At 70.3% G+C, this 13,383-nt stretch carries 7 protein-coding genes and 1 tRNA gene; 4 read left to right on the top strand and 4 right to left on the bottom strand.

The window, feature by feature from the left end; translation table 11 throughout:
* Positions 1-4: 4 nt before the first annotated feature.
* Together JW364_RS04545 and JW364_RS04540 are read right to left on the bottom strand one after the other, a co-directional pair.
* The gene (locus tag JW364_RS04545) at positions 5-814 is read right to left on the bottom strand and encodes an NAD-dependent deacylase (protein WP_137809293.1); all 810 of its coding nucleotides are present in this window, start codon (positions 812-814) and stop codon (positions 5-7) included.
* Positions 811-1,236 (bottom strand): HIT family protein, encoded by a 426-nt coding sequence (locus tag JW364_RS04540; protein WP_065629038.1) that lies wholly within the window; start codon positions 1,234-1,236, stop codon positions 811-813. Before JW364_RS04540 ends, JW364_RS04545 begins: the two co-directional genes overlap by 4 nt.
* A 584-nt stretch (positions 1,237-1,820) precedes the next feature.
* Between JW364_RS04540 and JW364_RS04535 the strand changes: the two genes are divergently transcribed.
* Complete coding sequence (locus JW364_RS04535) at positions 1,821-11,084, top strand: type I polyketide synthase (protein ID WP_205333121.1); 9,264 nt, start codon at positions 1,821-1,823, stop codon at positions 11,082-11,084.
* Positions 11,085-11,122: 38 nt separating this feature from the next.
* Entirely contained in the window at positions 11,123-11,515 is a 393-nt protein-coding gene (locus tag JW364_RS04530) for a holo-ACP synthase (RefSeq protein ID WP_055474732.1), read from the top strand.
* 13 nt (positions 11,516-11,528) lie between these two features.
* On the opposite strand, the gene JW364_RS04525 is transcribed toward JW364_RS04530, so the two are convergent.
* Together JW364_RS04525 and bcp are read right to left on the bottom strand one after the other, a co-directional pair.
* Positions 11,529-12,155 carry a TetR family transcriptional regulator gene (locus JW364_RS04525; protein ID WP_055474733.1) on the bottom strand — a complete coding sequence of 209 codons (627 nt, stop codon included), beginning with the start codon at positions 12,153-12,155 and terminating at the stop codon, positions 11,529-11,531.
* Positions 12,156-12,165: 10 nt separating this feature from the next.
* Positions 12,166-12,642 carry a thioredoxin-dependent thiol peroxidase gene (bcp, locus tag JW364_RS04520; RefSeq protein ID WP_055474734.1) on the bottom strand — a complete coding sequence of 159 codons (477 nt, stop codon included), beginning with the start codon at positions 12,640-12,642 and terminating at the stop codon, positions 12,166-12,168.
* Between the two features lie 150 nt (positions 12,643-12,792).
* On the opposite strand from bcp, the gene JW364_RS04515 reads away from it, so the two are divergent.
* Both JW364_RS04515 and JW364_RS04510 read left to right on the top strand, forming a co-directional pair.
* Positions 12,793-13,017 carry a DUF3618 domain-containing protein gene (locus JW364_RS04515; RefSeq protein ID WP_058250014.1) on the top strand — a complete coding sequence of 75 codons (225 nt, stop codon included), beginning with the start codon at positions 12,793-12,795 and terminating at the stop codon, positions 13,015-13,017.
* A gap of 127 nt (positions 13,018-13,144) precedes the next feature.
* Positions 13,145-13,217 (top strand) — tRNA-Lys (locus tag JW364_RS04510).
* The last annotated feature ends 166 nt before the right edge of the window (positions 13,218-13,383 follow it).

Here is a 13,383-nt window from a genome sequence, read left to right as displayed (position 1 = left end):
CTCGTCAGCCGAGTGACGCGAGCAACGCCGGCAGACCGACGGCGGCGGGCATCCGCAGACTGTGGGTCACGATGTCGGACAGCGCGGACGGCGACGGGTTGAACTCGATGACCGGGATGCCCGCACGCACCGCGCGTTCGGGTAGCGCGGCTGCCGGGTAGACGATCCCGCTGGTGCCCACGACGAGCACCACCTCGGCCGCACGGAACGCCTGATCCGCTCGCTGCCAATCCGATTCGGGCAGTGCTTCGCCGAACCACACGATGCCGGGCCGTACCCTCCCGCCGCAGCGCGGACACGTGGGCGGGTCGACGCGCGGGTCATCCGGCGCGGTACCGGTGTCGCCGGGATCGGGGAATGCGCCGGGGCCGTCGTACGGGGTCCCACAGACCGAACACCGGGGGGCGAACAGGCTGCCGTGCAGGTGGCTGACGACGTCGCCGCCGGCCCTCTCGTGGAGATCGTCGACATTCTGCGTCACGATCATGACGGTGCGGCTCGTGGCGAGTTCGGCGAGCGCGCGGTGGCCCGCATTGGGCTGCGCGGCAAGCACTTCGCGGGCGCGCCAGCGGTACCACCCCCAGACCAGTGCGGGGTCGCGCGCCCACGCTTCCGGGGTGGCGAGTTCGGCGGGATCGAACTTCTCCCACAAACCGGTCTGGGCGTCCCGGAAGGTGGCGATGCCGCTCTCGGCCGACATACCCGCGCCGCTGAACACCGTGATCCACTCCGCGCGACGCACGAGGTCGGCCACCGCGTCCGGAATCCGGGTCCCGGCCCCGGTGTCCGGGTCGGGCTCGCCGGCGAAGGTCATCCGACGGACTCGATCCCGGCGCGCACCGCAGCCGCGGTCTCGTCGGGGTCGGGGTCGCGGCGGACGAGGAAGCCCTTGGCGAAACTCAGCTTGTCCCCGTCGTGTCTGGGGACGACGTGCAGGTGGGTGTGGAAGACGGTCTGGAAGGCCGCGCGGCCGTCGTTCAGTGCCAGGTTGACCCCGTCGGCGGACACCGGTCCGGTCTTCATCGCGGTGGCGACTCGTTGGCCGGCGCGGAAGAGAGCGGCGCCGAGGGTGGGGTCGAGGTCGTCGAGCCCGGAGGAGTGGACCCGGGGCACGAGGAGGGTGTGCCCGCGGGTCACGGGCCGGATGTCGAGGAACCCGAGGACGTCGTCGTCGGAGTAGACGATGCGACCCGGGGAGGTGCCCGCGATGATGGCGCAGAAGATGCAACTGCTCATGCGGCCGACTCTAGTGGGGTGTCTCGATGGCACTCGGCCTGCGGCTCGGCTGGACCGCGACGCGCAGTGGTGCCCCACATCACATAACGGTTTGATAACGGTTGACCGAGCGAGAGTTCGGGCGCACGCGTACCCCTGGGTATGTTGCCTGGCCTGGCGGTTTTCCGACGCTTCCCATGGTGGTTGACACGGTGCCGAAAGTTACCCGCGCGGTTACTGGTCGGTATACCGACAGGTCACCGACAAACATGAGGGTTCCCTCACTTTCGTGTGTCATCATAGGTGTCATGTTCACGCCGACGCCGGCTCCGGACAAAACCGGTGCGCGCCAATGTTGTTGTGCGGCAGGCGTGTTCCTTTGTTGTACCAGCTAGTTCGATCCGGCGGTGTCGCCACCGCGGCCGGTCGTGCGCGACGGCGGCGAGACCGATCACGTCAGCGCACGGAAAGGCCGCTGCCGACAGCGTTTCTCGCGCCGCCGCGACTCGCAGACCAACCGCACAACACCCACAGACATCTACTGCACCGCACCTACGCACTCCGCAAGTCCACACTCTGAGACCGACCACCACAGAGGAGTATCCGTGACCGTCGACCAGTTCCGCTCCGGCTCGCAGGGCGCCGCCAACGCAGAACGGCCCACCACCACGCTCATCGAGCGGCTCACGCAGGGCGAGCCCTACGCGATCAGCTTCGGCGGGCAGGGCGGCGCATGGCTGCCCACGCTGACCGAGCTGGTCGTCGACGCCGACCTGGAACACCGGGTCGCCACCATCGTCGATTCCGCCGAACGGCTCGTCGAGCCGGTTGCCGACGAACTCGTCGTGGCACGGGTGTCCGGGTTCCACCCGCTCACCTGGGTGCACGCGCACGACGCAGGTGAAGACGTGCCCGCCGAGGCCACTCTCGCCGATTTCACCCTCTCGGGTCCGGGTGTGCTGCTCACCCAGCTCGCCGCCGTGGAGGCACTCCGCAAGCAGGGCCTGGACACCGCCGTGCTCCCGCCGAAGGCCGTGGTCGGGCATTCCCAGGGCTCGCTGGCCACCGATGCGGTGGGCGCCGACGGCCGGATCGCCGAGTCCGGTCAGGGCCTGCTGCTGGCCGTCGCGCACCTCATCGGCGCCGCCGGTTCGTTGACCGCGCGTCGCCGCGGGCTGGGTGTCACCACCGACGGCACGCCGATGCTCGCACTGACCAACGTCAGCCCGGCTCGCGTCGACGAGATCCTGGCGCAGTACCGCGCCGGCCTGTCCGACAACGATCTGACGACCGCCCCGGTGGTCGCCATCAAGAACAGCCGCACCGCCGTCGTGCTGTCCGGGGCACCGCGGCACCTCGCCGCGTTCGCCGCCCTCTGTGAGCGGGTCGCCGCGACCGAGGCCGACGAGCGCAAGCGCAAGCTCACCGGCGGGGCGCCGTTCGCGCCGAAGTTCGACCACCTGCAGGTGTCGGTGGCCTTCCACCACCCGGCGATGGCAGAGGCTGTCGAGCTGGTCGGCCAGTGGGCTGACCGCTGCGGCATCGACCGTGACCTCGCCACCCGCCACGCCCACGACATCCTCGTCGGGCACGTCGACTGGGTCGCCTCGGTCGACTCGATCGTGGCCGGCGGCGCCAAGTGGGTCCTGGACTTCGGTCCCGGGGACATCGCAACCCGTCTCACCGCATCATTGGTCCGCGGGCAGGGCGTCGGCCTGGTGCCCGCCGCGCTGCGAGTCGGACAGCGCAACCTGTTCAGCCCCGGCGGCGTGCCCGAGGTCGCGACCCCGTGGTCGCAGTTCGCGCCGACCCTCGTCGAGCTGCCCGACGGCCGTACCGTCGTCGAGACCTCCTTCACCCGCCTCACGGGACGTTCGCCGATGCTGCTCGCCGGCATGACGCCGACGACCGTCGACCCGGCCATCGTCGCCGCCGCGGCCAACGCCGGACACTGGGCCGAGCTGGCCGGTGGCGGTCAGGTCACCGAGGAGATCTTCGCGCGCAACATCGCCACGCTCACCGATCTGCTCGAGCCGGGACGCGAGGCGCAGTTCAACGCGTTGTTCCTCGACCCCTACCTGTGGAAGCTGCAGCTCGGCGGCAAGCGCATCGTGCAGAAGGCCCGCGCGCAGGGAGCCCCGCTCGACGGCGTCATCGTCTCGGCGGGCATACCCGAACTCGAGGACGCGGTCGCGCTCGTCGACGAGTTCGTCGAGGCCGGACTCCGGTTCGTCGCCTTCAAACCCGGCACCGTGGAGCAGATCCGGTCCGTCGTGCGCATCGCGGCCGAGGTTCCGCATCACCCGATCATCGTGCAGATCGAGGGCGGCCGCGCCGGTGGCCACCACTCGTGGGAAGACCTCGACGACCTGCTGCTCGCGACCTACGGCGAGCTCCGCGCCCGCCCGAACGTCGTGATCTGCGTCGGCGGTGGCATCGGCACGCCCGAGCGCGCCAGTGAATACCTCACCGGCAGCTGGTCGGCCGGCTACGGCTACCCGACGATGCCGCTCGACGGCATCCTCATCGGCACCGCCGCCATGGCGGCCAAGGAGGCGACGACCACCCCCGAGGTCAAGCAGCTCCTCGTCGACACCGCCGGCATCGACGAGTGGATCGGCGCCGGTCACGCCACCGCCGGAATGGCGTCCGGCCGTTCGCAGCTCGGCGCCGACATCCACGAGGTCGACAACACCGCGTCGCGGTGCGGCCGGCTGCTCGACGAGGTCGCCGGTGACGCCGACGCCGTGGCCGCCCGCCGCGACGAGATCATCGCCGCGATGGCCGACACCGCGAAGCCGTACTTCGGCGACGTCGCCACCATGACCTACCGCGAGTGGCTCGACCGGTACGCCGCGCTGGCCGTCGGTGACGCCCGCGGCGAGCAGGTCCCGTGGGCCGACATCACCTGGCAGCAGCGCTTCGTGGAGATGCTGCAGCGCACCGAGGCGCGCATGCACCCGCAGGACTCCGGGCCCATCCCGACGATGTTCGCCGAGGTCACCGCTGCCGCCGATGCGTATGCCGCAATCGACGCGCTCGGCAGCGTGTACCCCGAGATCGACACCGACATCCTGCATCCCGCGGACGTCGCGTTCTTCCTGGAGCTGTGCCGCACCCCCGGCAAGCCCGTCAACTTCGTGCCGGTGATCGACAAGGACGTGCGCCGCTGGTGGCGCAGTGACTCCCTGTGGCAGGCCCACGACCCGCGCTACGGCGCCGACGCCGTCTGCGTCATCCCGGGGCCGGTCGCCGTCGCGGGCATCACCCGCGTCGACGAGCCCGTGGGCGAACTGCTCGATCGGTTCGAGGCCCGGGTCGCGTCCGATCTGCAGGCCACCGGCGAGCGCCCGGTCGCCGTCGCCTCCCGGCACCGGGCCGGGCTGGCCGAGGAGGCCGGCGTGCTGACCTCGGTGCTGGAGTCCGACGACGTCAGCTGGGCCGGCCGGATCGTGGCGAGCCCGATCGCGCTGCTCGGCGATCGCGACGCCTGGACCGTGGTCGGACCCGAGCGGGCCGAACACGCCGTCAGCGGCGCCGTCCTGGAGCAGGTCTCCGCCGACTCCGACGCCACCCGTTTCGACCTCGTCGTCCCCATCTCGGGCGCTTCCGTGCGTATCCCGCTGCTGGCCGGCGAAAGCCTGCGCGACGGTGGTTCGCCGCTGGTGGGCCTCGACGACGCGTCGACCGCGATGCGCGAGATCCTCACCGTGGCCGCCGGCGGCAGCCTGGCCGAGGTGACCGACGGCGTGTCGGTCACGACCGTCTCCTGGCAGCCGGATTCGGTCGCCGATCACGCTGCGGTGACCGGGTTCTCCCTGCCGCCGCACCTGCGCCCGACCACCCCGACCGACCCGTTCGGTTTCGCCGTGCCCGACACCCTGGTCGGCGCGTGCTGGCCGAGCGTGTTCAGCGTCATCGGCGCCGCCCGCACCGATTCCGGTGACCCGGTCGTCGAGGGTCTGCTCGACCTGGTCCACCTCGATCACGCGATCGCGCTGACCGGGGAGATCCCCGCCACCGCAGCCGAACTGACCGTCACCGCACGGACCGGCGCGGTCCGGGATGCCGACGTCGGTCGTGTCGTCGAGGTCACGGTGGAGATCGCCGGACCAGCCGGCCCGATCGCGACGCTCGAGGAGCGTTTCGCGATCCGTGGGCGTCTGGGCGCCGCCGAGCTCACCGACCCGGCCCGGGCCGGCGGTGCACCCGCCGCCGAGCAGTCGGCCACCCGCAAGCTGCTCCGGACGGCCACCATCACCGCGCCGAACCGGATGACCGGTTTCGCCGTCGTGTCCGGTGACCGCAACCCCATCCACACCGACGCCGCAGCCGCGAAGCTGGCCGGTCTCGGCGACCCGATCGTCCACGGAATGTGGCTGTCGGCCGCCGCGCAGCAGGTCGTCACCGCGACCGACGCGAAGAATCCGACGCCATCGCCTCGTCCGCTGATCGGCTGGACCGCACGCTATCTCGGCATGGTCCGGCTCGGCGACCGCATCTCGGTGCGCGTCGACCGCGTGGGTCTCGACAACGGCAACGAGGTCGTCGAGGTCAGCGCCAAGGTCGGCGACAACCTCGTGATGAGCGCGACCGGTCTGCTCGCCGCGCCGCGGACCGTCTACGCGTTCCCCGGCCAGGGCATCCAGAGCAAGGGCATGGGACTCGACGCCCGCTCGCGGTCGAAGGCCGCCCGCAAGATCTGGGATCGTGCCGACAAGCACACCCGTGCGGCGCTGGGCTTCTCGATCCTCGCCGTGGTCCGCGACAACCCGACGACGCTCGTCGCCAACGGGACCACCTACAACCACCCCGACGGCGTGCTGTACCTGACGCAGTTCACCCAGGTCGCCATGGCGACGCTCGGTGTCGCGCAGATCGCCGAGCTCAAGGAGTCCGGTGGCTTCGTCGAGGGTGCCATCACGTGTGGTCACTCGGTCGGTGAGTACAACGCGCTCGCCGCATGCGCCGGCGTCCTCCCGCTCGAGGCCGTCCTCGAAGTCGTGTTCCAGCGCGGCGAGGCCATGCATCACCTCGTCCCGCGAGATGAGCAGGGGCGCAGTGACTATCGGATGGCCGCCATCCGGCCGAGCCAGTTCGGTCTGGCCGACGCCGAGGTCACCGACTTCGTGTCCGGCGTGGGCGCCGCGGGCGGCGAGTTCCTGGAGGTCGTCAACCTCAACCTCCTCGGCTCGCAGTACGCGATCGCCGGCACGGTTCGCGGTCTCGAACTGCTCGAGGCCGAGATCGACCGGCGGCGTGCGGAGTTCGGGGGCAAGCGCGCGTTCATCCTGATCCCGGGCATCGACGTCCCGTTCCACTCGAGCGTGCTGCGCGCCGGGGTCCCGGAATTCCGCGGCAAGCTCGCCGAGCTGCTGCCCGCCGACATCGACATCGACATCCTGATCGGCCGCTACATCCCCAACCTGGTGCCGCGCCTGTTCAACCTCGGACGCGACTTCGTCGAGGAGATCGCGGCGCTGGTGCCGTCGGATCCGCTGAACGAGGTCCTCGCCGACTGGGACGCCTGGGAGGCGACCCCGAGCGAACTGGCCCGGGTGATCCTGATCGAGCTGCTCGCCTGGCAGTTCGCCAGCCCGGTGCGGTGGATCGAGACCCAGGAACTGCTGTTCAGCGGTCCCGAGCGGAACGGGCTGGGAGTCCAGCGCTTCGTCGAGATCGGTCTGAAGGGCGCCCCGACGCTGTCGGGTCTGGCCACCAACACCCTCAAGCTCGACGACTACGCCGCGGCCACCACCGAGGTGCTCAACGTCGAGCGCGACACCGACACGATCCTGGCCAAGGACGCCGGGCACGAGCCCGACGAGGACGAGCTCGACGTTCCCGCAGCGGCCGAGACGTCGGCGGCGGACGCGGCTCCGGCCGCCGCGGCGGCGCCCGCGCCTGCTGCTCCCGCGGCACCGGCGGCACCAGCCGGCGGCCCGCGTCCCGACGACATCGCGTTCACGCCGTCGGATGCGGTGAAGTCCGTGATCGCGCTGTGGACCAAGATGCGCGTCGACCAGATCGGGTCCGCGGACACGATCGAGGCGCTCTGCGACGGTGTGTCGTCGCGTCGTAACCAGCTGCTCCTCGACATCGGCGGCGAGCTCGGACTCGGCGCCATCGACGGTGCCGCCGAAGCCGACATGACCGCGCTGTCGTCGACCGTGGAGACCCTCGCCCGTGGCTACCGGCCGCTGGGTGCGGTGCTCACCGATGCGGTCAGCGACCAGGTCCGCAAGGTGCTCGGCCCGCTGGGCAAGCGCCAGAACTACATCACCGACCGCGTGTCGGGTGTCTGGCAGCTGGGTCCGGGGTGGGGTCTGCACACCACCGTCGCGCTGGCGTTGGGCACCAGGGACGGCGCGTCCGTCCGCGGCGAGGCGCTGGGCAATCTGCTCGACGGCCCGCTGACGGACACCGATTCACTCGACACCCTCATCGACAAGGCCGTGTCCGCGGTGGGTGCGGTCAAGGGCATCCCGGTCGGCAAGCCGGCCGCCGAATCCGGTGGTGGCGCAACGGTCGACGCCGCGGCGCTGGGAGAGTTCACCGAGCAGATCACCGGCCGGTCCGGCGCGCTGGCCTCGGCCGCGTACACCCTGCTGGACAAGCTCGGACTCGCCGAGGTCGCCGATCTCGCCGAGGCCGTGGCCGACCCGAACGCCGAGCTCGCCGAGCTGGTCAGCGCCGAACTCGGGTCGGACTGGGCCCGTACGGTGGCGCCGGCCTTCGACGCGGCCAAGGTCGTCCTCATCGACGACCGGTGGGCAACCGCCCGTGAGGATCTCGTCCGACTCTGGCTGACCGACGAGCAGGACCTCGACGCCGACTTCGACACCATCGTCGGCGGGTTCGCCGGAGCCGGTGACACCGTCGCCGACCACGCCACCTGGTGGCAGGGCAAGGCCCTCGCGAACGGAAACGCCGTGCACGGCCGCATCTTCGGCGCGATCGCGCACGCTGCGGAGAATCCCGAGAAGGGTGCCTACAGCCGCGAGATCGCCGTGGTGACCGGTGCGAGCAAGGGTTCGATCGCCGCCGGCGTGGTCGCCGGGCTGCTGGCCGGTGGCGCGACCGTGATCGCCACGACGTCGCGCCTGAACTCCGACCGTCTCGCCTTCTACAAGAAGCTGTACCGCGAGAACGCCCGGGCCGGTGCCGCGCTGTGGATTGCTCCCGCGAACATGGCGTCGTACGCCGATGTCGACGACCTCGTCGGCTGGATCGCGGGGGAGCAGACGGAGAACCTCGGTGGCACAACGGCAGTGGTGAAGCCGGCGATGAAGCCGACGCTGCTGTTCCCGTTCGCCGCACCGCGGGTCGCCGGTGATCTCACCGACGCCGGTGGTCGCGCCGAGCTGGAGATGAAGGTGCTCCTCTGGTCGGTGGAGCGGCTCATCGGCGGTCTCGCCGACGTCCATTCCGATCACGACATCGCCGCCCGCGTGCACGTCGTGTTGCCCGGTTCGCCGAACCGCGGCATGTTCGGCGGCGACGGTGCCTACGGCGAGAGCAAGGCCTCGCTCGACGCACTCGTACAGCGCTGGTCGGCCGAGGAGTCCTGGGGTTCCAAGACGACGCTCGCCCACGCCCTGATCGGCTGGGTGCGCGGCACCGGGCTGATGGGTCACAACGACGGGATGGTCGACGCGGTCGAGGCGGCGGGTGTGCGCACCTGGAGCACCGACGAGATGGCGGCGAACCTGCTCACCCTGTGCCGCCCCGAGCAGCGGTCGGCCGCGGTGAGTGCGCCGATCCTGGCCGACTTCACCGGCGGCCTGGACAGCTCGACCGACCTCAAGGCGCTCGCGGCCACCGCGGCGGCGGCCGCCGAGGAGTCCGCGGACACCGACGAGGTGTCGGCGACGACCGTCGCGGCGCTGCCGGCACCGGCGCGCGCCCCGAAGGCGATGCGTCCGCAGTGGCCGTCGATCGACGCCCGACCCGAGGACCTCGTGGTCATCGTGGGTGCCGGCGAGCTCGGCCCGTTCGGTTCGGCCCGCACCCGCTTCGAGATGGAGGTCGACGAGAAGCTTTCGGCCGCAGGCGTTCTCGAGCTCGCCTGGAACACCGGACTGGTGCACTGGGATTCGGCGCCGAAGCCGGGCTGGTACGACACCGCGTCCGGAGACCCGGTGCCGGAGAGCGAGATCGCCGAGCGGTACCACGACGAGGTCGTCGCCCGCTGCGGTATCCGCCGCTACGCCGACGACGGGGCGATGGTCGACAACACCTCGCCGCTGCTGACCTCGGTCTTCGTCGACGAGGACCTGACCTTCACGGTCAACTCCGAGGCCGAGGCGCGAGCATTCGCCAGTGCCAACCCGGAGAAGACCCGGGTCACGCAGAACGCCGACGGCGACTGGCAGGTCACCCGGTTGGCGGGCACCGAGATCCGCGTTCCGCGCCAGTTCGCGCTGACCCGGACCGTGGGCGGTCAGATCCCGACCGGTTTCGACCCGACCCGCTGGGGCGTCAGCCCCGACATGGTCGAGTCGATCGACCGGGTCGCCCTGTGGAACCTGGTGGCCACGGTCGACGCCTTCCTGTCGTCGGGCTTCACGCCGAGCGAACTGATGCGCTGGGTGCACCCCGGTCTGGTCGCCAACACGCAGGGCACCGGTATGGGCGGCATGACCTCCATGCGCGACCTGTACATCAACACCCTGCTGGGCGAGGCCAACGCCAACGACATCCTGCAGGAGGCCCTGCCGAACATCGTGGCGGCACACGTGGTCCAGTCGTATGTCGGTAGCTACGGCGCGATGATCCACCCGGTGGCGGCATGTGCGACCGCAGCTGTGTCGGTCGAGGAGGGCGTCGACAAGATCCGCCTCGGCAAGGCGCTGTTCGCGGTGGCGGGCGGCTTCGACGACCTGGGTATCGAGGGCATCGTCGGCTTCGGCGCGATGTCGGCGACCGCCGACTCGGCGAAGATGACCGCGCGCGGCATCGACGATCGCCGGTTCTCGCGTGCCAACGATCGCCGACGCGGCGGGTTCGTCGAGTCGGCCGGCGGCGGCACGATCCTGCTCGCCCGCGGCGATGTCGCGGCCGAGATGGGTCTGCCGGTGCTCGGTGTGGTCGCGTGGGCGCAGAGCTTCGGCGACGGTGTGCACACCTCGATCCCGGCTCCGGGTCTCGGTGCCCTGGGCGCGGCTCGCGGGTCGCTGTCCTCGCCGCTGGCACGTGCGCTCGGTTCGCTCGGCGTCAGCGCCGACGACGTGGCGGTCGTGTCCAAGCACGACACCTCCACCAAGGCGAACGATCCGAACGAGTCCGAACTGCACGAGCGGCTCGCGGCGGCCATCGGCCGCGGCAAGGGCGCACCGCTGTTCGTGGTGTCGCAGAAGTCGCTGACCGGTCATGCCAAGGGTGGCGCGGCGGCCTTCCAGCTCATCGGTCTGTGCCAGATCCTGCGTGACGGCGTGATCCCGCCCAACCGCAGCCTCGACTGTGTCGACGACAAGATGGCCGAGTACCCGCACCTGGTCTGGCCGCGGGAGACCCTCCAGCTCGGCGAGCGGTTCCCGCTCAAGGCGGGTCTGCTGACCAGCCTCGGCTTCGGTCACGTGTCCGGACTGATCGCGGTGGTGCACCCGGAGGCGTTCATCGCCTCGCTGAACCCGGAGGAGCGCGACGCCTACCGTCAGCGCGCCGACGAGCGGACCCGCCTGGGCAGTCAGCGCTTCCTGCAGTCGATCTGCGGTGGCGAGCCTGCCTACCAGCGTCCGCCGAACCGTCGCTTCGACGAGTCGGTCGACGAGCACGACGCCGAGGCGGGCATGCTCCTCGATCCGCAGACCCGTCTGGACGGCGCCGACGTCTACGTCGCCGGTGAGCCGGTGGCGGGTGGTCGGTGACACCCGGTGAGGCGAATGGCGCGAGCGACTACCAAGGGATGAGCGTTCTCGGTGTGGGAATCGACATCGTGTCGATCCCGGAGTTCGGCGAGCAGCTCCGGCAGCCGGGTACGACGTTCGCCGACCGGTTCACGGTCGGCGAGCGTCGGGACTCGGCCGCCGGGACCGGCGACGACGCCCGGCATCTGGCCGCCCGCTGGGCGGCCAAGGAGGCGGTCGTGAAGGCGTGGTCGGTGAGCCGCTTCTCGCGGTCGCCGCTGTTGCCGCTGATCCGGCACAGCGACATCGAGGTCGTGACCGACACGTGGGGCCGTCCGGCCATCCGTCTGTCGGGCGAGATCGGCGAGCATCTGCGCGACACGACCGTGCATGTGTCGCTGACCCACGACGGGGACACCGCTGCGGCGGTGGCCATCCTCGAGGGCAGGTAGCCCCGCGCGGCTCTCAGACCGTCGTCGACTCCTCGAGCAGCAGATAGCCGGCGAGCATCCGCTTGAGTTCGGCGACGGTCTCGTCGTGGTCGTGGCCGTCCTGTACGGAGAAGCTCAGGAGCGAGTAGGCCGTGTGGACGAGCACCTGGGACATCATCTCGCGGCGTTCGCGCTGCGACGGCGTGAGCGGCGCGATGATCCGCGCGACCTGTTCGGCGAGCACCCGTTCGTTCAGCGACGCCGTGGCGCGGGTCGCCGGTGTCGACTGGACGGCCAGCCACACCGCCCGCCGCGACGGGTCGGTGCGCCACAGGGCCGCCAGGTGATCGAGGAACTTCTCGAGCAGGCTGGGCCACTCCAGGGACGGCACCTCCGAGGAAAACGCCGTGAGTTCCTCGCGGACGTCGACGGTGTCCTGGCGGTCCAGCTCGCACACGATGACGTACTTGTTCGCGAAGTACTGATAGAGCGTGCCGATGGGGACCTCGGCCCGGGTCGCGATCTCCTCACAGGTCAGCGATTCGAACCCGACGTCGATCAACAGCTCGCGTGCTGCTTCGAGCATCGCCTGGAACTTGCGCTTGCTGCGTTCCTGAGTGGGCCGCTTGCGCGGCACCAGCGGTTCGGCGGACTCGGGCATCGGGGCCGGCTCAGACGGACAGGTCGCGGCGCAGCTTGGCGACGTGTCCGGTGGCCCGGACGTTGTACTGCGCGAGTTCGATCGTGCCGTCGGCGTCGACCAGGAACGTCGACCGGATGACGCCGGTGACGGTCTTGCCGTACATCTTCTTCTCCCCGAATGCGCCCCACTCGGTGAGCACCTTCTTCTCCGGGTCGCTGAGCAACGGGAACGTCAGGCCCTCGGCCTCGACGAACTTCGCCAGCTTCGCGGGCTTGTCGGGGGAGATGCCGAGGACCGCGATCCCGGCCTCGTTCAGCTCGCCGAGGTTGTCGCGGAAATCGCACGCCTGCTTGGTGCACCCCGGGGTGGCCGCTGCGGGATAGAAGTAGACGACGACCTTGCGGCCGGCGTAGTCCGACAACGAGACCGGGTCGCCGTTCGCGTCGGGCAGCGTGAACGACGGCGCCGTGTCGCCCACGGACAGTCGGGTGGTGGTCTCAGCCATGAGAGCCAGGCTAGTGCATGGCGACATGCCCGGATGCCGGGATGTCGTAGCATCGAGTCGCTGCCATCTGGCGGTTCGTCCCCGGCGCCGAGAGGTCGTGCGGCGGCCGGGAAGTGAGAAGACCAACGAGAAGCGCCGGAAGGATGCAACGTGGCCGGAGATACCGAACGTATCGAGCAGGACATCGCCAAGGCCCGTGAGGACCTCGCCAGCACGCTCGACGCGCTGGCCGAGCGCGCCAACCCCCAGCGGCTCGCCGACGACGCCAAGTCGAAGGCTCTCGCGACACTGCAGACGCCTGCGGTGAAGTACGCACTCGCCGGGGTCGGCGCCCTGGTCCTGCTCGTCGTCGTCCGCAAGGTCGCCTCGCGATGACCCGCTGATCCAGCAATCGGCGGCGCGACCTCGTCCGCACGGGCCCGTCGAACGGCAGAAGCCACTCCGACCAGGCGATTTCACTTCTGCCGCGGGGGTCCTGTAAGGTTCCATCTCGCACCGCCAAGCGCCATTAGCTCAATTGGCAGAGCAGCTGACTCTTAATCAGCGGGTTCGGGGTTCGAGTCCCTGATGGCGCACAGAGTACTCAAGACGCCTCGCATCGAGCGAGGCGTCTTGTGGCGTCTCAGACGGTTTCGACCGCGGCCGGTGGTCGATGAACGGCAGATGAACGTTCGGCGTTTCGGGTGCGCAACACGCCGCTCGAATGGATGACGGCCGAAGCGTTCGGTCCGATCTCTCGTA

Source organism: Gordonia sp. BP-119, assembly GCF_016924115.1.
Lineage (GTDB): Bacteria > Actinomycetota > Actinomycetes > Mycobacteriales > Mycobacteriaceae > Gordonia > Gordonia hongkongensis.
The sequence above is the reverse complement of the archived record's forward strand: the minus strand, read 5'-3'. Positions and strand labels throughout refer to the sequence as shown.

Excerpts from the sequence above, each read along its gene's own strand:
- JW364_RS04545 (WP_137809293.1), bottom strand. The coding sequence starts at position 814 with ATGACCTTCGCCGGCGAGCCCGACCCGGACACCGGGGCCGGGACCCGG.
- JW364_RS04540 (WP_065629038.1), bottom strand. The coding sequence starts at position 1,236 with ATGAGCAGTTGCATCTTCTGCGCCATCATCGCGGGCACCTCCCCGGGT.
- JW364_RS04530 (WP_055474732.1), top strand. The coding sequence starts at position 11,123 with ATGAGCGTTCTCGGTGTGGGAATCGACATCGTGTCGATCCCGGAGTTC.
- JW364_RS04525 (WP_055474733.1), bottom strand. The coding sequence starts at position 12,155 with ATGCCCGAGTCCGCCGAACCGCTGGTGCCGCGCAAGCGGCCCACTCAG.
- bcp (WP_055474734.1), bottom strand. The coding sequence starts at position 12,642 with ATGGCTGAGACCACCACCCGACTGTCCGTGGGCGACACGGCGCCGTCG.